This window comes from Plantactinospora sp. B5E13, assembly GCF_039871775.1.
In the GTDB taxonomy this organism is placed as follows: Bacteria; Actinomycetota; Actinomycetes; order Mycobacteriales; family Micromonosporaceae; genus Plantactinospora.
Genome location: NZ_JBDPLT010000049.1, coordinates 26,511 through 45,678 on the forward strand (window position 1 = coordinate 26,511; position 19,168 = coordinate 45,678).

A 19,168-nucleotide genomic window follows, 5' to 3' on the forward strand; every position below is an offset into this window, starting at 1 on the left:
CCACGCTAGCCAGTGACCACCTGGGTGGAGCGGCGGGGCGAGGTGGCCAGCCGGTGCCTGCGGGTCGGCAGTCCGAAGGTCGGGTTGCCGACGGCCCAGGCGGTGCCCCTGAGTACGCCCGCCTTGACGCGTGCGGCCGGACGGCCGCGCAGTGACCAGGACTTCGACCGCGCCTCGCCGTCGACCCCCTGGAAGATCGCGTCCTGCCCGCCGAGACCGATGCAGTTGCCGAGGTAGCCGAGCGAGGTCGTCGCGATCTTCCGACCGGTGAGGTCCCCGATTATCGCGGCCGTCGCCTGCATTCTGGTGAATCCGGCCGAGGCGCAGGACATCGGCAGCGGTCGACCGTTGTCGCCGATGGCGTAGGCGCTGTCACCGGCGGCGTAGACCCCGGGGTGCGAGACCGACCGCATCATCCGGTCGACGGTGATCCGGCCGTCTTCCTCGACCGCGAGTCCGCTGGCGGCGGCGATCGGGTGAACGGCGAAGCCGGCCGCCCACACGGTCACGTCGGCGGCGAACACGGTGCCGTCGGTGGCGATGCCACCGGTCTTCTCGACGCGGGCGATGGTGCGGTGTTCGTGGACGCCGATGCGGAACCGGTCGAAGGCGCGCCGCAGGTGACGGCGGCTCTTCGGATCCAGCCAACCGCCCAGTTCGCCGCTGGTCGTGAGGATGACCCGGAGTCCGGGTCGGGATTCGGCGATCTCGGTCGCGACCTCGATCCCGGTCAGGTTCCCGCCGACGACCACCACCGTGCCGTCGTCACCAAGCTCATCCAGGCGATGGCGCAGGCGCAACGCCGCCGGCCGTCCGGCGACGTGGTACGCGTGCTCGTGTACGCCCGGAACGCCGTGGTCGCCGATTGTGCTGCCGAGTGTGTAGAGGAGGGTGTCGTACCCGATCCGGTCGCCACCGTCGTCGTCGGCCACGGTGACGATCCGCTGCCCGGCGTCGACGGCGGTGACGCGGGCCAGGCGCAGCCGGATGCCTGTGCCCGCGAACATCTCCGCCAACCCGAGACGACGCAGGTCCCGGCCGGCGGCGACCTGGTGCAGACGGATCCGTTCGACAAAGTCGGGCTCGGGGTTGACGACGGTGATCTCGACGTCGTCGGGGTGGAGGTGGCGGGCCAGGTATCCGGCCGCCGAGGCTCCGGCGTAGCCGGCCCCGAGGACGATGATGCGGTGTCGCATGGTCGTGCTCCCGTCTGTTCGCGTGCCCTCTGAACGGGACAGCCCCCGGATTCCTGACAGGGCTCGCCTATGGCCCGCGTCACCATGGACCGACAGTGGCGCCTACGACCCGGCCCGCCGCGACGCTAGCCAAGGAACCGCTGGCTGGTGGATTCGATCCGTTCGATCTCGGAGCGGAAGAAAGTGGCGATCTCCGCGCAGCGGGCGAGGTCGGTGGGTCCGCCCTCCCGGCGGGGCAGGTCGGCGTACGGGCTGCCGATCACGACGATGTTCTCGTCGTTGAACTGGTTCGCCGGCGCCGTGTAGTTGAACGACCCGGCGATCACCACCGACTCGTCGATCACCATCAGCTTGTGGTGCAGTTTGCCGAAGGCGGGGGAGCGGACCGGGGCGTACAGCGCGATTCCGGCCCGGTCGAGTTCGTGGGTGGCGGCCCACTTCTGCATGCCCTGCCCGGGATCCACCACCCCGGTCACGGTACGTCCGGCAGCGGCCAACGCGATCATCGCGTCGTCGATCCCGGACGAGCCGGAGAAGGTGAAGATCGCGAAGTCGACCCGGGTGGACGCCTTCAGCATCTGCTTCATGATCTCCAACTCCGGGGCGTGGTCCGGGGCGAAGAGCACCTTCACCGGCACACCCCCGACCTGGTACGCGCTCGGCACCCGGCCGTGCTCGCCCCGACCGAACCGGCCCTGGCGGAGCCGGCCGAACTCGTCGGCGTACTCCCGGCAGATCCGGGCGTCGTGGAGGACCACCAGGTGGTTCAGGTTGCGGTGGCAGTCGGTGCCGGTGAAGTTCGCCGAACCGGTGAGCACCGCCGAGCGGGGCCCGGCCCGGCCCCGGTAGTCCCGGACGGCGAACTTCTGGTGGAAGATCGCCGGGTTGTAGTCGGCCTTGACGTCGACGTCGCAGCGCAGCAGCGCGGACACGATCCGCCGGTTCGGTTCGAGGCTGCGGGCCCCGCCCTCGGGCTCCCACTGTGCCCGGTGCAGGGCGTCCGACTCCGCCTCACCCGGCCGGGCGGTCACCCGGGGCAGTCTGGCGGTCCGCAGGTAGTCCTGCTCCAGCACCAGCCGGACGCCGACCCCACGGAACCGGGCGTCGAGGATCGCCTGGGCGATCGGCTCCGAGTCGAGTTCCTGGACCGCGATGTCCAGGCTCTCCCGGGCGCCGCCGACGAAGTCGACGACGACCTGTTCGAGGTTGTCGGCGGCGCCGAGCTCCGGCGGCCCGACGAAGGCCTCGATCTTCTTTCCGGCGAACCACGCCATGCCTCGCAGGCTCGCACCCCGGCGACCGCCCTCGTGTCAGCTTGACTACAGTCGCGGCCCGACGCGGTGAGGCGTACCTGTTCGGGTGGTTAGCTGATGGCCGTGTATCGGGAGCGGAGGTCCGGGCTGGCCGGCGCCGTGGTCTGGACGGCCATCCGGGACGTCGGATCCGGTCCGGGGCGGATCCTGCCGGACGGCTGCATGGACCTGATCTGGTCGAGCCGGGACGGCCTGCTGGTGGCCGGGCCGGACACGGTCGCGCACCTGGCCACCGCGACGACCCCGGAGCGCTACGTCGGGCTGCGGTTCGCACCCGGCACCGGCCCCGCCGTGTTCGGACTGCCCGCGTACGAGCTGCGGGACCAGCGGGTTCCGCTCGACCGGCTCTGGCCGGCGTCGGCCGTGGCGGAGCTGGCCGAGCGGGTGGCCGACGCGCCGTTGCCGTCCCGGGTCCTGGAGTCGGCGGCCCGGGACCGGCTGCTCGCCGCCGGCGGCCCCGACCCGCTGGCCGCGCCGGTGGTCACCGGGCTGGCCACCGGCGCGGACGTCGCCACGACCGCCGGGACGCTCGGGCTCGGCACCCGGCAGTTGCACCGGCGCAGCCTCGCGCTCTTCGGCTACGGGCCGAAGACGCTGGCCCGGATCCTGCGGATGCGCCGGGCGTTGGCGCTGGCCCGCGCGGGCCGGCCGGCCGCCGAGGTCGCCGCGATCGCCGGGTACGCCGACCAGGCACACCTGTCCCGGGAGATCAGGAGCCTGGCCGGCGTGTCGTTGCGGGCCCTCGTCGGTGACCGGGTCGGGCAGCGGTAGCTAGCCCTGGGTCGGTGCTCCGGGAAGTGCGGCGTAGAGGTCGACACCGTTGCCGTCCGGGTCGTGCAGCGTGGCGTACCGCTGACCCCAGAACGCGTCCCAGGGCTTGAGCGGCCCCTGGTAGCCGGCGGCGGTCATCATCTCGTACGTGGCGTCCACCTCGGCCGGGTCGGCGCACCGGAAGGCGAGGCTGATCCGTCCGTGGCCGGTCGGGTGGACGTACCCGGGATCGATGGAGTCGACCAGCTCGACGGTGTCCCACATCAACCGCAGGCCACCCGGCAGGACCACCTCCGCGTGTGGTTCGTGGTCCGCCGCCGCCGGGATGTCCAGCCCCAGCCGACGGTAGAACGCCAACGAAGCGGCCATGTCGGCCACAATCATCCCAAATGCGTCTAGTGTCGGTGTCATCGGTTCAGCCTAGGAATCGCGGCAGGCCGCCGTCTTGAACGAATCGGACGCGTCGGGCCGGACCCGAGGGCTTCGGCGGGGGTGGTGTGCGGGCCTCCGGCACGGGGACGGAGAGAAGGGAGGTGGCCGGAGATGAACCTGGCCTACCTGGATGCGGGATCCGGCAGCCTCATCGTGCAGGCGCTGGTCGGTGGGGTCGCCGGGGTGGCGGTGGCGGCCAAGCTCTACTGGCGGCGGCTGACCGGACGGTTCCGTCGGCAGCCGGCCCCACGCGCCGCCGAGCAGTCCTCGGGCGGCCAGTCCGCCGGCAGCCAGTCCTTCGGCGAGCAGGACTGAGGTCCGCGACGATGGTCGCGCCGTACCCCGCTCCGGCGACCCGGACCACCGCCGGCACCGGCCTCCGCGTCGATCCTGGGTCCTTCCGGGACCCCACCAACCAGGTCCTGCACGTCGACGGGCAGATCCTGCGCGGGCTCGACCCGGCCGCCGCCGAGAACTGGCGGCGGCTCGCCGGCAATGACTTCTTCGCCCGGCTGGTCGCCGAGGGCAAGGTCTGCGGCACCGAGCCGGTGGACCCGGCCGACGTCCCGGCGGACCTCGTCGGCCGGTGGTCGACCGTGCTGCGGCACGAGCGGATCCCGTTCGTGTCGTACCCGTACGAGTGGTCGTTCGGCATGCTGCGCGACACGGCACTGCTGCACCTGGAGATCCTCCGCGCGGCGCTGCCGGCCGGCTTCACCACCAAGGACGGCTCGGCGTACAACCTGCAGTGGCGGGGTGCCGAGCCGGTCTTCATCGACGTCGGGTCGTTCGAGCCGGTCCGCGACGGCGAGCCCTGGGCGGGGTACCGGCAGTTCTGCCAGACCCTGCTCTATCCGCTGCTGCTGCAGGCCCACCTCGGCCTGGACTTCCAACCCTGGCTGCGGTCCCGGATCGACGGTCTGGAGGCCGGGCAGCTGCGCGGACTCTTCGGCGGGACCCGACGGTTCCGGGCCGGCGTACTGAAACACGTCCACCTGCACGACACGCTGCAGGCCCGGTACGCCGACACCAGCAGCGGATCCGTCCGCGCCCAACTGAAGGACGCCGGCTTCAGCCGGGACCTGGTGCTGGCCACCGTCGGTTCACTCGACCGACTGGTCCGTCGACTCGACCGGCAACCCCCGGCGAGCCACTGGTCGGGGTACCGGGAGACCTGCACCTACTCCGCCGACGACCGGACCGCCAAGGAGCGGTTCGTTGTCGAGGCGCTGGCCGGGGCGAGCCGACCGGGACGGGTGCTGGATCTCGGCGCCAACGACGGCCGGTACGCCCGGATCGCCGCCCGGTACGCCGGTCACGTGCTGGCGGTGGAGGGCGACCCGGCGGTGGCCGACCAGCTCTACCGTCAGCTGCGCGCGGACGGCGAACGACGGATCCAACCGCTGGTGATGGACCTGGCCGATCCCTCGCCCGGCGGCGGCTGGGGCAGCGTCGAACGGGCCTCCTTCGCCGCCCGGGCCGACGCGGACGCGGTGCTCGCCCTGGCGCTGGTCCACCACCTCGCGATCGGCCGGAACGTGCCGCTGCCGGCGGTGCTCGACTGGCTGGTGGGTTTCCTTGCCGGGGCGGGTGCGGCCGGCCGGCTGGTGGTCGAGTTCGTCCATCGGGACGACCCGATGGCGGTACGTCTGCTGGCCAACAAGTCCGCCGGTCTGTTCCCGGACTACCGTCGGGCGGAGTTCGAGCGGCTGCTCGAACAGCGCTGTGTGGTCCAGCACCGGCTGGAGCTGCCGTCCGGGACCCGGACCCTCTACCTCGGGACACCACGTGGCTGACCTGGGCTGGTCCGGGCCGGCGGTGGAGGTCCGGCCCGGGGCCGGCGGTCGCCGCGCCGAGCTGTGGCGGCTGGCCGAGGTCGCCGCACTCTGCGGGCTCGTGGTCACCCAGCCGATGCTCGACATCACCGGCCGGAGCCCGGACTTCTTCCTCTTCCACGGCGCCGACCCCGGGGACATCCTGCTGCTGGTCGCCCTCGTCACGTTCGGCCCACCGCTGCTGCTGTGGGCGGTGGGCGCGCTGCTCGGCATGCTGGCGGGCCGGCTGCTCGGCATGCTGGCGGGCCGGCTGCTCGGCATGCTGGCGGGCCGGCTGTCCCGTGCGTTTGTCGGCCGGCGAGCCGGCGCGACGTCCGTCCGGGCGACCCTGCACACCGGCACTCTCGGACTGCTGCTCGCCGCGCTCGCGGTACAGGCGGGCAAGCACCTCACCGGGGTACGCGGCTGGCCGCTACTGGTGACCGCGCTGCTGGTCGGCGCGCTCGGCGGGTACGCGTACCGACGCTGGTCGGTGACCGGCCAACTGCTCCGGGTCGCCACGGCCGGACCACTGGTCTTCGTGCTGCTGTTCGTCCTCGCCTCACCCGCCTCGGCCGTCGTCCTGCCCGCCGGCCGGGGCGCGGGCGGTCCGGTCGGCGTCGCCGGGGTGGACCACCCGCCGGTGGTGATGCTGGTACTGGACGAGTTTCCGCTGGTGTCCCTCCTGGACGAGCGCGGTGCGCTGGACGCCCGCCGGTTCCCGAACTTCGCCCGGCTGGCCGGGGAGTCGACCTGGTACCGCAACGCGAGCGCGGTCAGCGGATTCACCCCGTACGCGCTGCCGGCGATGTTGACCGGTCGGTATCCGACGGGCGCGCAGGCCCCGCACCACGCCCGCCATCCCGGCAACCTGTTCACCGCGTTCGGCGGGGCCTACCAGATCGAGGCGCAGGAGAGCATCTCGCAGCTCTGCCCGCCACGGCTCTGCCCGGAACGGGTCGGGGCGGACCGGGGTGGCCTGCCGGCCCTGTTGCGGGAGAGCGGCGCCCTGCTGGGGCAGATCGTCTCGCCGTGGGAGGCCGGCCGGCGGGACCCGGAGCACGCGTACCAGGAACCCACCCGCCGGGAGGCGGGCCGGGACACCGGCGACAAGGCCGCGCCGACCGACCCGCGGTTCCGCTGGGGCGCCCTGGACGTGAACCAGCCGGCGCGGTTCGCCGACTTCCTCGCCGCGCTGCGCCCCGCCGACCGGCCGACCCTGCACTTCCTGCACCTGCTGCTGCCGCACTCGCCCTGGAACTACCTGCCGTCGGGGATCAAGTACGAGGCGGCACCCGGGATGCCCAACGACGGAGCCGGCTGGGTCGAGCTTGCCCACCGCCGCCACCTGCTCCAGGTCGAGTACACCGACCGGTTGCTCGGCGAGACGCTGCGGCGTCTCGAGTCCACCGGCCTGTACGACCGCGCCCTGGTCGTGGTCACCGCCGACCACGGGGTCAGCTTCACCCGGGGGGCGCAGGGACGGGGACTGGCCGCGGTCCAGCGGGCGCCGGGGGAGATGCTCTGGGTACCGCTGTTCGTCAAGCGTCCGGGGCAGCGGACCGGCGTCGTCGACGACCGGCACTGGGAGCACGTCGACCTGCTGCCGACCGTCGCGGACCTGGCCGGGGTGTCGGTGCGGTGGCCGGTCGACGGTGTCTCGGCGTTGCGGACCAGACGACCGGACGGCGACCGCCGGTACCACGACCAGCCGGACCGTCCGATGAGCGTTCCCGGCTCCACCTTCGCCGACGTGGTCAGCGGCCGGGCCCGGCCCGTGTTGCCCGATCCGCCCCGGCCGGAACTGGTCGGCCGGGCCGTCGCCGGGTTCCCGGTCGGACCGCCCGCCGGCACGGTCAGCCTGGACAACCGCGCCGAGTTCGACCGGATCGATCCGGACGGCGGACGGCTGCCGGTCCTGGTCTCCGGGAGCGTGCCGGCGAGCGTACCCGACGGCACCCTGCTCGCGGTCGCGGTCAACGGCCGGATCGGGGCGGTGACCCCGGTGCTCCGGCCGGACCGCAAGGGGCACCGGTTCGCCGCCCTGATGCCGGACGAGTCGCTCTTCGTCCCGGGCCGCAACCGGCTGGACGTGTACCAACTCGCCGACGGTTCGGTGCTGCGCCCGCTACGCGGCTGACCTGACCGCCGCGCTGGGCGGGCGGCCGATCCGATCGGCGCCGCGCGGGTTGACCTGGCCGCCGCGCGGCCGACCCGGCCAGTGCCGCGGCGGGGCATCACGTCGATCGCGGCCCGCGTGACGAGGGTGGCGTCCGCGTCGGTCGTGGCCCTTCGGTCGCCCGCCGGCCGGGTCGGTCCGTTCCGGGCATATCCGGCCCTGCCGACCAGTGTCGTGACCGACCGTTCGTGTGTCGATCACTGCCGGCCATTCGCCGGCTGACTAGTACCAGCTTTGCCGGGTAGTGGCAAAGCTGTTGCCGGCGTGATGCATCACTCACCCGCCGACCACCCTGGAGGCTTCGCTAGCCTGCACGATTACCGTAAAAGTGAAGGCAATTTCAACGTAGATTCTGCCGGCGAAGCGAGGAACGCATGACGGATGTCAAACTCGACCACCCCGGTGGACAGCTGTCGATACCGGTCAAGCCCGCGATCGACGGCCCGTCCGGGGTAGCGGTCAGCAATCTGTTGAAGGAGACCGGGTACGTCACCTACGATCCCGGCTTCGTCAACACCGCCGCCTGCTCCTCCGAGATCACCTACATCGACGGAGACGCGGGGATCCTGCGCTACCGTGGTTACCCCATTGAACAGCTGGCCGAGAACTCCTCCTTCCTCGAGGTCTCCTACCTGCTGATCTACGGCGAGTTGCCGACCCCGCAGCAGCTCGCCGAGTTCGACGACCGGATCCGGCGGCACTCGTTGCTGCACGAGGAGATGCGCCGGTTCTTCGACGGTTTCCCCCGGGACGCCCACCCGATGGCGGTGCTCTCCTCCGCGGTGAGCGCGATCTCGACGTTCTACCAGGACAGCCTCGACCCGTTCGACCGGGAGCACGTGGAGATCTCCACGTTCCGGTTGATGGCCAAGGTGCCCACCATCGCCTCGTACGCGTACAAGAAGTCCATCGGACAGGCGATGCTGTACCCGGACAACTCCCTCGGGTACGTGGAGAACTTCCTCCGGCTCACCTTCGGGGTGCCGGCGGAGCCGTACGAGGTCGACCCGGTGATGGCCCGGGTGCTGGACATGCTCTTCGTGCTGCACGCGGACCACGAGCAGAACTGCTCCACCTCCACCGTGCGGCTGGTCGGCTCCAGCCAGGCCAACCTCTTCGCCTCGGTCTCGGCCGGGGTGAACGCCCTGTTCGGGCCGCTGCACGGGGGCGCGAACCAGTCGGTCCTGGAGATGCTGGAGGCGATCCGCGACAACGGCGGTGACGTGCCGGCGTTCGTCCGGCGGGTGAAGGACAAGGAGCCCGGCGTCAAGCTGATGGGCTTCGGGCACCGGGTCTACAAGAACTACGACCCGCGGGCGGCGATCGTGAAGAAGGCCGCCCAGGATGTCCTCAACCGGATGAACAAGCCGGACCCGCTGCTGGACCTGGCGATGCAGCTCGAGGAGATCGCCCTGGCCGACGACTACTTCGTCTCGCGCCGGCTGTACCCGAACGTGGACTTCTACACCGGTCTGATCTACAAGGCCATGGGCTTCCCGACCAAGATGTTCACCGTGCTCTTCGCACTGGGTCGGCTGCCCGGCTGGATCGCCCAGTGGCGGGAGATGATCTCGGACCCGGAGACCAAGATCGGTCGTCCGCGGCAGATCTACACGGGTTCGCCGGAGCGGGAGTACGTGCCGCTCGAGAAGCGCTGACCGCCGGCCCTCACGGGCCCGGGTCGTCCACCGGCCGCCGACGCGTACCGCGTCCGCGGCCGGTTCGTTTCGGTACGGGTCGTCCGCCGGTGCCGCCCCGGGAATCACCGTTTCGTGTAACCGCTGGCCGACCGGGTAGTCGGCGGTGGTCCGGTGGCCGGTCGACCCGCTGGCCGACCGCGTCGCCGCGGTGCGAACCGCCCGCGAAGAAGGAGCCTGTGATGACCCGTATGTCACGACCGATACAACCGGGCCACGACGGCCACGACGGCCACGACGGCGAATTCGAGTTCTGGCGCAACCACGCGCAGATATCCCTGCAGCCGGTGGCCGCGCCGTCGATCCTGGGACTCTTCGGCTTCGCGGCAGCCACCTTCGTCGTCGCCTCCAACCTGGCCGGCTGGTGGGGTGACACCGTCACCACGCCACAGTTCCTGTTCCCCTTCGCGGCCCTGACCGGCGGTCTCGCCCAGTTCCTCGCCGGGATGTGGGCGTACCGGGCGCGTGACGGACTGGCCACCGCGATGCACGGGATCTGGGGCGCGTTCTGGCTCGCCTACGGGATCATCTTCCTGCTCGTGGCGACCGGGGTGCTGGTCCAGCCGACCCCGTTCGTCGCGCTCGGCTTCTGGTTCGCGGTGATGGCCGCGATCACCTGGTCGGGGGCGTTCGCCGCGCTGCCCGAGAACCTCGGCCTCACCCTGGTGCTGGCCACCCTGGCCGCCGGTTCCACCTGCCAGGCCGTGGGCCAGATCGCCGACATCTCGGCCTGGCGTACCGCCGGGGCGTACCTGTTCATCGCGTCTTCGGTGATCGCCTGGTACACCGCGACGGCGATGATGCTGGAGGGGACCTTCCGTCGGGTCATCCTGCCGATCGGCAAGGCCCGGGGCCCGAACGTGCCGGGGCGGGAACCGCGACAGGTCATCCAGTTCATCGCCGGCGAGCCCGGGGTCAAGGTGGGGCAGTGAGTTCCGTCCCGGCCGGGTGGCGGCGGCCGGGACAGCCTGGGAACGGCCGGCTCGACATGGCGGCCCGGGGCCTGGGACCGGCGTCCGGCCGGCCGCGGGCCCCGGGCCCCGGGCCGTGTCGTGCCCATCGGCCGGCGGCGGCGCGTTCTTCCGGCCGGCCGCCTTGGGGCACCGGACCAGCGCCGTCTTCCATCGGGGCCCGTCTTTCATCGAGTTTACGGCGACCTGGCGTGGTGCTACGGATACGGTGAGTGAGAGTGGTGTCGGTGGTCGGGCGGGGGCGAACGTGAAGGCGATGCGGGGTGCACCGATGGACAGCCATGACGGGGACGGACGGCCCCGCCACCTGGTGTCCCGGGCGCTCGGTGTGCTGAGCCTCGGCCTCGGCGTCGCCGGGATCGGCGCGGCCGGCCGCGCCGGCCGGTTGATCGGGGTGGACGACTCGACGACCGCCCGGACAACGGTGCTGCCCGGCGTCGGCGCCCGCGAACTGCTGTGCGCGGCCGGGTTGCTGGCCGGCCGGCGACCGACCGGCTGGCTCTGGGCACGGGTCGCCGGCGACGCCATGGACCTGGCGGCACTCGCCATGGCGCGCCAGCGGAGCGGTGGCGAGCGTCGCCAGCGGATCGACGTCACCCTGGCCGTGGTCGCCGGGGTCACCGCGCTCGACCTGACGGCCGCGGTCCGAACCACCCGCGTCGCCGGCGCCCGCCGACGTGCCCTGCGGGCGAGCGCGACGGTGACCATCAACCGGCCGGTGGACGAGGTCTACCGGTTCTGGCGGGACTTCGAGAACCTGCCCCGGTTCATGTACCACCTGGAGTCGGTGCGGGCCGACGGCGACGGCCGGTCGCACTGGACGGTGCGGGCCCCGGGCGGCCGGCGGGTCGAGTGGGACGCGGAGATCGTGGAGGACCGCCTCAGCGAGCTGATCTCCTGGCGGTCGGTCAAGGGGGCCCGGGTCCCGAACACGGGACGGGTCCGGTTCATCCGGGCCGCCGGTGGCCGGGGGACCGAGGTCCGGGTCGACCTGGCGTACGCGCCACCGGGCGGCGCCGTCGGTCGGGCGATCGCGACGCTCTTCGGCGAGGAACCCCGGCAGCAGATCAGAGACGACCTGCGTCGCTTCAAGCAGGTGATCGAGACCGGTGAGGTGGTCCGGTCGGACGGCAGTCCGGACGGGTTGGCCACCCCACAACAGGTACGGCAACAGCCGGCGCGGCCCGCCGCCGACCAGTTGTCCGGCTGAGGACCTGGATCCCGGAGGGGACAGATGAAGGCGAACTGTTGGCTGGGCCGGGACTCCGTCGGGGTGGAGGAGGTGCCCGACCCGCAGATCCTGAACTCGCGGGACGCCGTCGTCCGGATCACCAGCACCGCGATCTGCGGCTCCGACCTGCACCTCTACCACGGCTACATCCCGACGATGAAAAAGGGCGACGTGCTCGGCCACGAGTTCATGGGCGAGGTTGTCGAGATCGGACCGGAGGTGCGCAACCTGCGGATCGGTGACCGGGTGGTGGTGCCGTTCCCGATCGCCTGCGGAAACTGTGCGTCGTGCCAGTGCGGCCGCTACTCGCTCTGCGAGAACTCCAACCCCAACGCGGGAATCGCCGAGAAGCTGCTCGGGCATTCGCCGGGCGGCATTTTCGGCTATTCCCACATGCTCGGCGGATACGCCGGCGGCCAGGCGGAGTACGCCCGGGTACCGTTCGCCGACGTCGGACCGCTGCGGGTCCCGGACGACCTGCCGGACGAGAAGGTGCTCCTCCTCTCCGACGTCTTCCCGACCGGCTACATGGGCGCCGAGATGTGCGACATCAACGGCGGTGAGGTGATCGCCGTCTGGGGGGCGGGGGCGGTGGGGTTGCTCGCCATGCGCAGCGCCTACCTGCTCGGTGCCGAGCGGGTGATCGCGATCGACCGGTTCCCGTACCGGTTGCGGAAGGCGGAACAGGCCGGGGCGGAACCGTTGAACTACGAGGAGGTCGACGTCGTCGAGGCGCTCCGGGAGATGACCGGCGGTCGTGGGCCGGACGCCTGCATCGACGCCGTCGGAATGGAGGGCCACCACTCGTCCACGATGCTGGACGCGTACGACCGGACGAAGCAGACGGCCCGGCTGGAGACCGAACGTCCGCACGCGCTGCGGCAGGCGATCATGAGCTGCCGCAACGGCGGCACGGTGTCGGTGATCGGGGCGTACGGCGGGTTCATGGACAAGTTCCCGATCGGTTCGCTGATGAACCGGTCGTTGACGCTGCGCAGCGGCCAGTGCCACGTCCAGCGGTACACCCGGCTGCTGCTGGACCGGATCCGCCGCGGCGAGATCGACCCGAGTTTTGTCATCTCCCACCGGCTGCGCCTCGACGACGCGCCGATCGGCTTCGAGATGTTCCGGCAGAAGCAGGACGAGTGCCTGAAGGTGGTGCTCCGGCCCTGAGCCGGTCGATGGGGCGACGGCCGGCGGTGGTACGCCCCCGGAATCGCGCGGAGGAGTGATGGACGGCGTCCGTAGGCAGTGGGCGGCGGCGGTTCCGGTCACCCCGCGTCGTCAGTGGTTGCGCATCTTCCTGGTCGGGCTCGCGCTCTGGCTGGCCACCGTGCTGGTCATCTTCCTCACCGGGAATCCGACCCTGCTGCCGACCCTGGTGCTGCTCGGCAGCTTCCTGGTGCCGGTGACCTTCGTGGCCTGGGCCTTCCAACGGCGGGACACCGGTGAGGTGACGGTGAGCCTGGTCTTCGCGACCTTCCTCGCCGGCGGGGTGCTCGGGGTGCTCGCCTCCGCGGTGCTGGAGTCGTACCTGTTGCGTCCCTCCGTCCTGCTCTTCCTCGGCGTCGGGCTGATCGAGGAGGCCGCGAAGCTGGCCGCGTTGGCACTGTTGACCCGGCACCTGGTGGCCAGGACACTGCGGGACGGGATGATCCTCGGGGCCGCCGTCGGCTTCGGCTTCTCCGCCCTGGAGTCCGCCGGGTACGCCTTCATCGCGCTCTTCACCGTGCAGGGGCTCTCGGTGGTACAGGTCGTACAGACCGAGATCCTTCGGGGCCTGGTGGCACCGGTCGGGCACGGGCTGTGGACCGCGATCCTCGGCGGACTGCTCTTCGCCGCCAGCACCCGGGAGCACTTCGTGGTCGGGATCCGGCTGGTCCTCGCCTACCTCGGCGTCGCGGTGCTGCACGCACTCTGGGACGGGATGCACGTCGTCGCGCTCTTCCTGGCCCTGGCGCTGACCGGGGACCTCGACACCCCGGTCAGCCCGGACGGTTCCGCGGGCCTGCTGACCCCGACGCAGGCGGTGCTGATGCCGACGTTGGAAGGGTTGGGCCTGGCGGCCGTCGCCGCGATCGGCGTCGTCTGGCTGGTGGTGCTGTGGCGGTCCGCCCGGCACGAACCGGGACGACCGTCGAGCGGCTGGCGGGTGCCGACCGGGTCCAGGGGAGCCCTACGCCCCTGAACCGGCCGGTCCGGCCCGGGGTCCGGCGGCCACGCCCGCGTCGGCGCCGACCGGCGACCGTGCCCGACGGGTCGGCGGCGGCGAGCAGCAGCACACCCCAGGCGGCCAGCACGGCACCGGCCAGCGCGACGAGGCCACCCCAGAGGCCACCCGAGGTACGTTCGCCGAGCACCAGGACCGCGATCACGGCCGAGGCGACCGGGTTGACGAGGGTGACGGTGGCGAGCGGAGCGCCCAGGCCCCCCTGGTACGCGACCTGGGACAGGAGCAGCCCGGCGGTCGCCATCCCGGCCACCGCGAGCAGCAGGCCCACCGTGGGTACGACCGGCCCGGACCCGCCGACGAGCCGGGAGACCAGTTGGGTGAGGGCGGAGGCGACCGCGAAGGCGATTCCGGCTCCGGTCGCCACCAGCAGGCTGCGGGGCACCGCCGAGCGCGTGGCCCGGCCGGCCAGTACCAGCCCGACCACCGACGCCGTCGCGACCGCGGTCAGCAGCCACCCCTGGTCGGTACGGAGTTGGTGCGTCCCGGCCCCGGGCATGGTCACCGCGAGGAGGGCGACCAACCCGGCCATGGTCACGCCCGCCCCGAGCCACTGTCGGGCGGAGGCCCGGCGGCCGATCGCCGCCGCGCCGATCGGCAGTGCGAGGACCAGGGTCAGCACGCCCAGCGGCTGTACCACGGAGAGCGGCCCGTACGCCAGCGCCGCCACGTGCAGGGCGGCCCCGGCGAGGTTCAGCGCCACCGAGCCCCACCAGCGCAGCCGGCCGAGGACGGCGGCCAGGTAGCCGTGGCCGGCGACCAGCGTCGGCGCCGCCTGGGCGGCCAGCCGCTCCTGCAGCACTGCGGCGGCCGCGTACGCCGCCGCCGAGGCGACCGAGAGAAGGATCGACAGCACCAACCCGGTCACGGTCGGCACCAGGGACGATTGGTCGTCATGTAGACATGATCCACCGATCGTGCCCGTTCGGCGTCGCCCCGTGGTCGGCATCACGGCTACGACCCCAGGAGTAGGCCCGGGCGGTTCTCCTCCCCCGGGAGGGCGAGCCGTTCCTCCCTCCGGCCGGCCGAGCGGTCGGTTCGCCTAGGCTGGGCCCTCGGGAACGAGGACGGGAGCGCGATGAACCGGACCCTGGTACGACTGTTCGTGCTGGCCGCGATCGCGGAGGCGGGTTCCTGGCTCGCCCTGCTGGTCGGCATGGCGGTCAAGTACGGCCCGCCGGGCAACGAGATCGGCGTCAAGATCTTCGGCCCGGTGCACGGTGGTCTCTTCGTCGCGTACGTCGTGCTGGTCCTGCTGGTGGGTCGGCTGCACCGCTGGGGCTGGCTGACCGTCGGCGCGGCGCTGGTCTGCGCCGTGCCGCCGTTCGCCACCCTCGGCTTCGAGCGGTGGGCGCGGCGGCGTGGCCTGCTGACGGTGGCCGCCGGAACGCCGTCGACCGGGGTGGCGGCGGGGGCCGAGCCGGCGTCGACGGTGTCGACCCCGCGCTGACCGCTGTCGGGTCCGGGTGGGCCGGTTCCGAGGGTCAGGTGGCGAGGACGATCACGGCGGTGATGCTGCCGACCAGCAGCAGTCCGATCACGGCCTGGAGCAGCAGGGCCGGCCCGAGGTGTGACCAGACGGTCGGGATGCGCGGGGTGAGCAGTTGCCCGGTGGTGAGGTTGACGATCTTCTCCACCCGGGGCGCGAGGCCGGCGTCCTTCTGTGGGCGCACGGTGACCTGGATGTGGTCCCGGGGCTCCAGGGCGCTCTGCGGCAGATGGCCGTGGATCTCCAGTTCGCAGAGCACGCCGGTGTCGTCCCGCAGGCGTAGTGGGGTGACCAGGAACTCGGGGCCCTTGCGCAGGTCCTTCCAGCGACGCCGGGCGCCGCTCGCGGCACCGGCCCGCAGCAACGAGGCGAGCAGCAGCAGGGTCACCCGGAACAGGCCGGCGGTGGTGAGCACCGCGACCAGCACCGGCTGCCCGACCTTGATCTCCCGCGAGTAGCCCTCGAGCAACCGGACCACGTGGCCGGTGACGACCGGGCCGGTACGCCAGGCGACCCGCTCGGGAAACAGTTCATGATCCATGGCCTCACCACCGAGAGTCTGCTCCCCGTGACGAATTGTATCGATCATGAGTGTGAATGCGGAGTGAGTGAATCGGTTCACCGGAGCGTGACAGAGATCGGCGGTCCAACCGGGTCGGCTCCTCGGCGGTACCGACCGGTCCGGCCGGGTCGGCCGCACGGTCGGCGCCGAGGTGACAAGCCCACCGGGACGGGTATCCGGCGGAACGAGCTTGGAGAGGGGACGACCGATGCAGCTGTCCTTCCTACGCCCGATCTGTGCCCGTCCCGGCCCCTGGGCGTCGGTGTACCTCGACGCGTCCCGGGACACCCACGACGCCCACGCCGCGCTCGACGTACGGTGGCGCAACCTCCAGGAACGCCTGGCGGAACAGGGGACCGACCGGGACACGCTCGCCGCCCTGGACGACGTGGTCCGGGGCCACGAACCGATGCCCGGCGACTACGGGCTGGCCGCGTTCGCCTGCGACGGCCGGGTGACGCTGACCGAGTATCTGCCCGCCCCGCCGCTGAAGGACATCGCCGCCTACGGGCCGGTCGCGCACACCATGCCGCTGGTCGCCCAGCGCCGCGACCAGATTCCCTGGGTACGGGTGCTGGCCAACCGTACCGGCGCGGAGGTGACCGGGGTGAGCGCGGGCGGCGTACCGCGGCACGCACACGTCAGGGGCGGCAACCAGTGGCCGATCCGCAAGGTCGACCCGGGTGGCTGGTCGCAGCGGCACTTCCAGCAGGGGGCACAACTGTCCTGGCAGCGTAACGCCAGCGACGCGGCGGCGGCGACCGCCGAGATCGCCGAGCGGGTGGGTGCCGAGGTGATCGTGATCGCCGGCGAGACCCGGGCCCGGCAACTGCTGGCCGACCAGTTGCCGGAGTTCTGGCAGGACCGGATGGTGCAGACCGACGCCGGGTTCCTCGCCGCCGGGGCCGACCAGGGGGCGCTGGACGACGTCACCGTGCAGGCGATCGCCGAGGTGGCCGCCGCGCACACCGACGTCGCGCTGGACAAGTTCGGCATGCAGCAGCAGGTCGGCGAGGGGCTGACGGCGGTGGTCGAAGCGCTGCGGCGCAGCCAGGTCGACACCATGTTGATCGTCGACGACCCGTCCTCGACCGAGCAGCTCTGGATCGGTCCGGAACCGACCGACATCGGGCTCTCCGCCGACGAACTGCGGGCGATGTCGGTCGCCGAACCGGTCCGGGTCCGCGCCGACGCGGCGCTGCTGCGGGCCCTGGCCGGCACCGACGCCGGGGTGACCGTGCTCGACCCGGACCAGGCGCCGGACCTCACCGACGGAATCGGCGCCGTGCTGCGGTACGTCGACGCCAGCACGCCGGCCGGTGGTGGCCGTGGCTGAGCGGGGGAGGGCGGCGATGGGGCGGACAGCGGTGGCCGGCACGGCGCGGACGATCGCCGACCTCGTGGTGGAACGGCTGCGCGCCTGGCGGGTGCCCCGGGTCTTCGGCCATCCCGGCGAGGGGGTGGCGCTGATCGTGGAGTCGCTGCGCCGCGCCGGCGGGGACCCGGCCTTCGTACCCTCCCGGCACGAGGAGGCGGCCGGCTTCATGGCCTCCGGGCACGCCAAGTTCACCGGCGGGGTGGGGGTCTGCCTGGCCACCCAGGGACCCGGCGCGCTGCACCTGCTCGGCGGCCTCTACGACGCCAAGCTGGACAGCAAGCCGGTGGTGGCGATCGTGGGGCAGCAGACACACAGCGCGTTGGGCAGCGCCTACCAGGAGATCGAGTTGCCCCGGCTGTTCAGCGACGTCTGCGCCCCGTTCCTCCGGATCGCGGCGGTGGGCGAGCAGGTGCCGTACCTGGTCGACCAGGCGATCCGTACCGCGGTCTCGACCCGGAGCCCGACCTGTCTGGTGGTTCCGCACGACCTGCTCGGCCAGGAGGTGCCGGACGGCATGCCGCACCCGGACGGCGGCGGGGTGATCGCCGCGTCACCCGGGCTGCCGCCGGCCCGGGTGGTGCCGCACGAACAGGACCTGAACGCCGCCGCCCAGCTGCTCGCCGCCGGGCGGCGGGTCGCGATCCTGGTCGGGCAGGGCGGGTACGGCGCCGCCGACGAGATCATGGAGTTGGCCGACCGGGTCGGTGCCGGGGTGGCCACCTCGCTGCTCGGCAAGCCGGTCCTGGACGAGCGGCTGCCGTACCACACCGGGGTGCTGGGCCAGGTCGGTACCGAGGCCAGCGCGCAGCTGATGGCGGGCTGCGACACCCTGCTGATGATCGGCACCAACGACCCGTGGACCGGCTACTACCCGGTGCCGGGGCAGGCGACCGCGGTGCAGATCGACATCGACGGCAGCCGGCTGGCCACCCGGTACCCGATCGACGTACCGCTGATCGGCGACGCCCGGGAGACGCTGCGCGCGCTGCTGGACCGGATCCCGGCCCGGAACAACCAGGACTGGCGGGACACCGTGGAGATCGCCGTCGACCGGGCCCGGACCAAGACCACCGCGCGGGCCGACGAGCCGGCCCGGCAGGTGAATCCCCGGCTCGTCCTGCACGAACTATCGCCTCGGCTGCCCGTCGACGCCTCGGTGGCGGTCGACGTCGGCTCGGTGACCTACTGGTACTCCCGGCACCTGCAACTACCGCCCGGGGTCCAGGCACACCTCTGCGGCACGCTCGCCTCGGTCGGCTCCGCCCTGCCGTACGCCGTCGCGGCCAAACTCGCCGCGCCGGACCGTCCGGTTCTGGCGCTGCTCGGTGACGGCGCCATGCAGTCCAGCGGACTGGCCGAACTGATCACCGTGGCCCAGCGCTGGCCGGAGTGGTCGGACCCGCGGTTCGTGGTGCTGGTGCTCAACAACGGGGACCGGGGTGGTCGGGCCGGTGACCCGGAGCCGGAGGAGCGGGGTGCGTTCCCGGTCCGGGCGACCGGGGCGGAACCGGACCGGCCGGCGGGTGCGGGCCTGCCCGCACCCGAGGTGATCCGGGCCGGCAACATCCCGTACGCCGGCTGGGCCCGGCTGCTCGGCCTGCACGGTATCCGGGTCGACCGGCCGGAACTGGTCGGGGCGGCCTGGGACGAGGCGATCGCCACGGACCGTCCGACGCTGATCGAGGCCGTGGTCGACGTCACGGCGCCGCTGGAACCCCCGGCGCGGCCCTTCGCCGACCTGCGTGGACTCGCCGCCGACGGGGCCGCCGCGGACGCCGCCGCCCTGCAGTCGCGGGCCCGGACCCTGCGGGAACGGGCCGCGTACGGCGCCGACCTGGGGTAGCCGGATAGTCGGACATAACGGCTGTCTCCCTGAATTTCTCTCGCACGGCCGTTTCCTGCCTG

16 protein-coding genes and 1 pseudogene are annotated in these 19,168 nt (G+C 72.3%); 12 read left to right on the top strand and 5 right to left on the bottom strand.

Annotated elements, in window-relative coordinates:
- Positions 1-5 precede the first annotated feature (5 nt).
- Both ABGB05_RS30330 and ABGB05_RS30335 read right to left on the bottom strand, forming a co-directional pair.
- Positions 6-1,196 carry an FAD-dependent oxidoreductase gene (locus ABGB05_RS30330; protein WP_347657355.1) on the bottom strand — a complete coding sequence of 397 codons (1,191 nt, stop codon included), beginning with the start codon at positions 1,194-1,196 and terminating at the stop codon, positions 6-8.
- Between the two features lie 125 nt (positions 1,197-1,321).
- Positions 1,322-2,470 (bottom strand): phospholipase D-like domain-containing protein, encoded by a 1,149-nt coding sequence (locus ABGB05_RS30335; RefSeq protein ID WP_347657356.1) that lies wholly within the window; start codon positions 2,468-2,470, stop codon positions 1,322-1,324.
- A gap of 96 nt (positions 2,471-2,566) precedes the next feature.
- Here ABGB05_RS30335 and ABGB05_RS30340 point away from each other — a divergent pair, with 96 nt between their 5' ends.
- A complete protein-coding gene (locus tag ABGB05_RS30340; RefSeq protein ID WP_347657357.1) occupies positions 2,567-3,280 on the top strand; it encodes a DUF6597 domain-containing transcriptional factor in 714 nt (237 codons plus the stop codon).
- Here ABGB05_RS30340 and ABGB05_RS30345 read toward each other — a convergent pair whose 3' ends face one another.
- Positions 3,281-3,691, bottom strand: a complete 411-nt coding sequence (locus ABGB05_RS30345) for a VOC family protein (RefSeq protein WP_347657358.1) — start codon at positions 3,689-3,691, stop codon at positions 3,281-3,283. It lies immediately after the preceding gene.
- A gap of 132 nt (positions 3,692-3,823) precedes the next feature.
- Between ABGB05_RS30345 and ABGB05_RS30350 the strand changes: the two genes are divergently transcribed.
- The 8 genes from ABGB05_RS30350 to ABGB05_RS30385 all read left to right on the top strand — a co-directional run bounded on the left by ABGB05_RS30350 (position 3,824) and on the right by ABGB05_RS30385 (position 13,792).
- Positions 3,824-4,027 carry a hypothetical protein gene (locus tag ABGB05_RS30350; protein ID WP_347657385.1) on the top strand — a complete coding sequence of 68 codons (204 nt, stop codon included), beginning with the start codon at positions 3,824-3,826 and terminating at the stop codon, positions 4,025-4,027.
- 11 nt (positions 4,028-4,038) lie between these two features.
- Complete coding sequence (locus ABGB05_RS30355; protein WP_347657359.1) at positions 4,039-5,508, top strand: class I SAM-dependent methyltransferase; 1,470 nt, start codon at positions 4,039-4,041, stop codon at positions 5,506-5,508.
- Entirely contained in the window at positions 5,501-7,666 is a 2,166-nt protein-coding gene (locus tag ABGB05_RS30360) for a sulfatase-like hydrolase/transferase (protein WP_347657360.1), read from the top strand. Before ABGB05_RS30355 ends, ABGB05_RS30360 begins: the two co-directional genes overlap by 8 nt.
- 413 nt (positions 7,667-8,079) lie before the next feature.
- On the top strand, positions 8,080-9,363 hold the full coding sequence (locus ABGB05_RS30365) for a citrate synthase (RefSeq protein WP_347657361.1): 1,284 nt from the start codon (positions 8,080-8,082) through the stop codon (positions 9,361-9,363).
- A 221-nt stretch (positions 9,364-9,584) separates the two neighbouring features.
- Positions 9,585-10,334 (top strand): GPR1/FUN34/YaaH family transporter, encoded by a 750-nt coding sequence (locus tag ABGB05_RS30370; protein WP_347657362.1) that lies wholly within the window; start codon positions 9,585-9,587, stop codon positions 10,332-10,334.
- A gap of 310 nt (positions 10,335-10,644) precedes the next feature.
- A complete protein-coding gene (locus ABGB05_RS30375) occupies positions 10,645-11,583 on the top strand; it encodes an SRPBCC family protein (protein ID WP_347657363.1) in 939 nt (312 codons plus the stop codon).
- Positions 11,584-11,607: 24 nt separating this feature from the next.
- Positions 11,608-12,777 (top strand): zinc-dependent alcohol dehydrogenase, encoded by a 1,170-nt coding sequence (locus ABGB05_RS30380; RefSeq protein ID WP_347657364.1) that lies wholly within the window; start codon positions 11,608-11,610, stop codon positions 12,775-12,777.
- Positions 12,778-12,835: 58 nt separating this feature from the next.
- Positions 12,836-13,792, top strand: coding sequence for a PrsW family glutamic-type intramembrane protease (locus tag ABGB05_RS30385; RefSeq protein WP_347657365.1), 957 nt, complete (start codon positions 12,836-12,838; stop codon positions 13,790-13,792).
- 115 nt (positions 13,793-13,907) lie between these two features.
- Here ABGB05_RS30385 and ABGB05_RS30390 read toward each other — a convergent pair.
- Positions 13,908-14,783, bottom strand: a pseudogene (locus ABGB05_RS30390) (DMT family transporter); the annotation flags it as partial.
- Between the two features lie 129 nt (positions 14,784-14,912).
- On the opposite strand from ABGB05_RS30390, the gene ABGB05_RS30395 reads away from it, so the two are divergent.
- Positions 14,913-15,284 carry a DUF3817 domain-containing protein gene (locus ABGB05_RS30395; RefSeq protein WP_347657366.1) on the top strand — a complete coding sequence of 124 codons (372 nt, stop codon included), beginning with the start codon at positions 14,913-14,915 and terminating at the stop codon, positions 15,282-15,284.
- A gap of 34 nt (positions 15,285-15,318) precedes the next feature.
- Here ABGB05_RS30395 and ABGB05_RS30400 read toward each other — a convergent pair whose 3' ends face one another.
- On the bottom strand, positions 15,319-15,864 hold the full coding sequence (locus tag ABGB05_RS30400) for a hypothetical protein (protein ID WP_347657367.1): 546 nt from the start codon (positions 15,862-15,864) through the stop codon (positions 15,319-15,321).
- A gap of 229 nt (positions 15,865-16,093) precedes the next feature.
- Here ABGB05_RS30400 and ABGB05_RS30405 point away from each other — a divergent pair, with 229 nt between their 5' ends.
- Both ABGB05_RS30405 and ABGB05_RS30410 read left to right on the top strand, forming a co-directional pair.
- Complete coding sequence (locus ABGB05_RS30405) at positions 16,094-17,221, top strand: Vms1/Ankzf1 family peptidyl-tRNA hydrolase (protein ID WP_347657368.1); 1,128 nt, start codon at positions 16,094-16,096, stop codon at positions 17,219-17,221.
- Between the two features lie 16 nt (positions 17,222-17,237).
- Positions 17,238-19,106, top strand: coding sequence for a thiamine pyrophosphate-binding protein (locus ABGB05_RS30410; protein ID WP_347657369.1), 1,869 nt, complete (start codon positions 17,238-17,240; stop codon positions 19,104-19,106).
- The last annotated feature ends 62 nt before the right edge of the window (positions 19,107-19,168 follow it).

What these genes read in the sequence shown, in the direction of transcription:
- ABGB05_RS30330 (WP_347657355.1), bottom strand. Translation starts at nt 1,196, where the DNA reads ATGCGACACCGCATCATCGTCCTCGGGGCCGGCTACGCCGGAGCCTCG.
- ABGB05_RS30335 (WP_347657356.1), bottom strand. Translation starts at nt 2,470, where the DNA reads ATGGCGTGGTTCGCCGGAAAGAAGATCGAGGCCTTCGTCGGGCCGCCG.
- ABGB05_RS30340 (WP_347657357.1), top strand. Translation starts at nt 2,567, where the DNA reads ATGGCCGTGTATCGGGAGCGGAGGTCCGGGCTGGCCGGCGCCGTGGTC.
- ABGB05_RS30345 (WP_347657358.1), bottom strand. Translation starts at nt 3,691, where the DNA reads ATGACACCGACACTAGACGCATTTGGGATGATTGTGGCCGACATGGCC.
- ABGB05_RS30350 (WP_347657385.1), top strand. Translation starts at nt 3,824, where the DNA reads ATGAACCTGGCCTACCTGGATGCGGGATCCGGCAGCCTCATCGTGCAG.
- ABGB05_RS30355 (WP_347657359.1), top strand. Translation starts at nt 4,039, where the DNA reads ATGGTCGCGCCGTACCCCGCTCCGGCGACCCGGACCACCGCCGGCACC.
- ABGB05_RS30365 (WP_347657361.1), top strand. Translation starts at nt 8,080, where the DNA reads ATGACGGATGTCAAACTCGACCACCCCGGTGGACAGCTGTCGATACCG.
- ABGB05_RS30370 (WP_347657362.1), top strand. Translation starts at nt 9,585, where the DNA reads ATGACCCGTATGTCACGACCGATACAACCGGGCCACGACGGCCACGAC.
- ABGB05_RS30375 (WP_347657363.1), top strand. Translation starts at nt 10,645, where the DNA reads ATGGACAGCCATGACGGGGACGGACGGCCCCGCCACCTGGTGTCCCGG.
- ABGB05_RS30380 (WP_347657364.1), top strand. Translation starts at nt 11,608, where the DNA reads ATGAAGGCGAACTGTTGGCTGGGCCGGGACTCCGTCGGGGTGGAGGAG.
- ABGB05_RS30385 (WP_347657365.1), top strand. Translation starts at nt 12,836, where the DNA reads ATGGACGGCGTCCGTAGGCAGTGGGCGGCGGCGGTTCCGGTCACCCCG.
- ABGB05_RS30395 (WP_347657366.1), top strand. Translation starts at nt 14,913, where the DNA reads ATGAACCGGACCCTGGTACGACTGTTCGTGCTGGCCGCGATCGCGGAG.
- ABGB05_RS30400 (WP_347657367.1), bottom strand. Translation starts at nt 15,864, where the DNA reads ATGGATCATGAACTGTTTCCCGAGCGGGTCGCCTGGCGTACCGGCCCG.
- ABGB05_RS30405 (WP_347657368.1), top strand. Translation starts at nt 16,094, where the DNA reads ATGCAGCTGTCCTTCCTACGCCCGATCTGTGCCCGTCCCGGCCCCTGG.
- ABGB05_RS30410 (WP_347657369.1), top strand. Translation starts at nt 17,238, where the DNA reads ATGGGGCGGACAGCGGTGGCCGGCACGGCGCGGACGATCGCCGACCTC.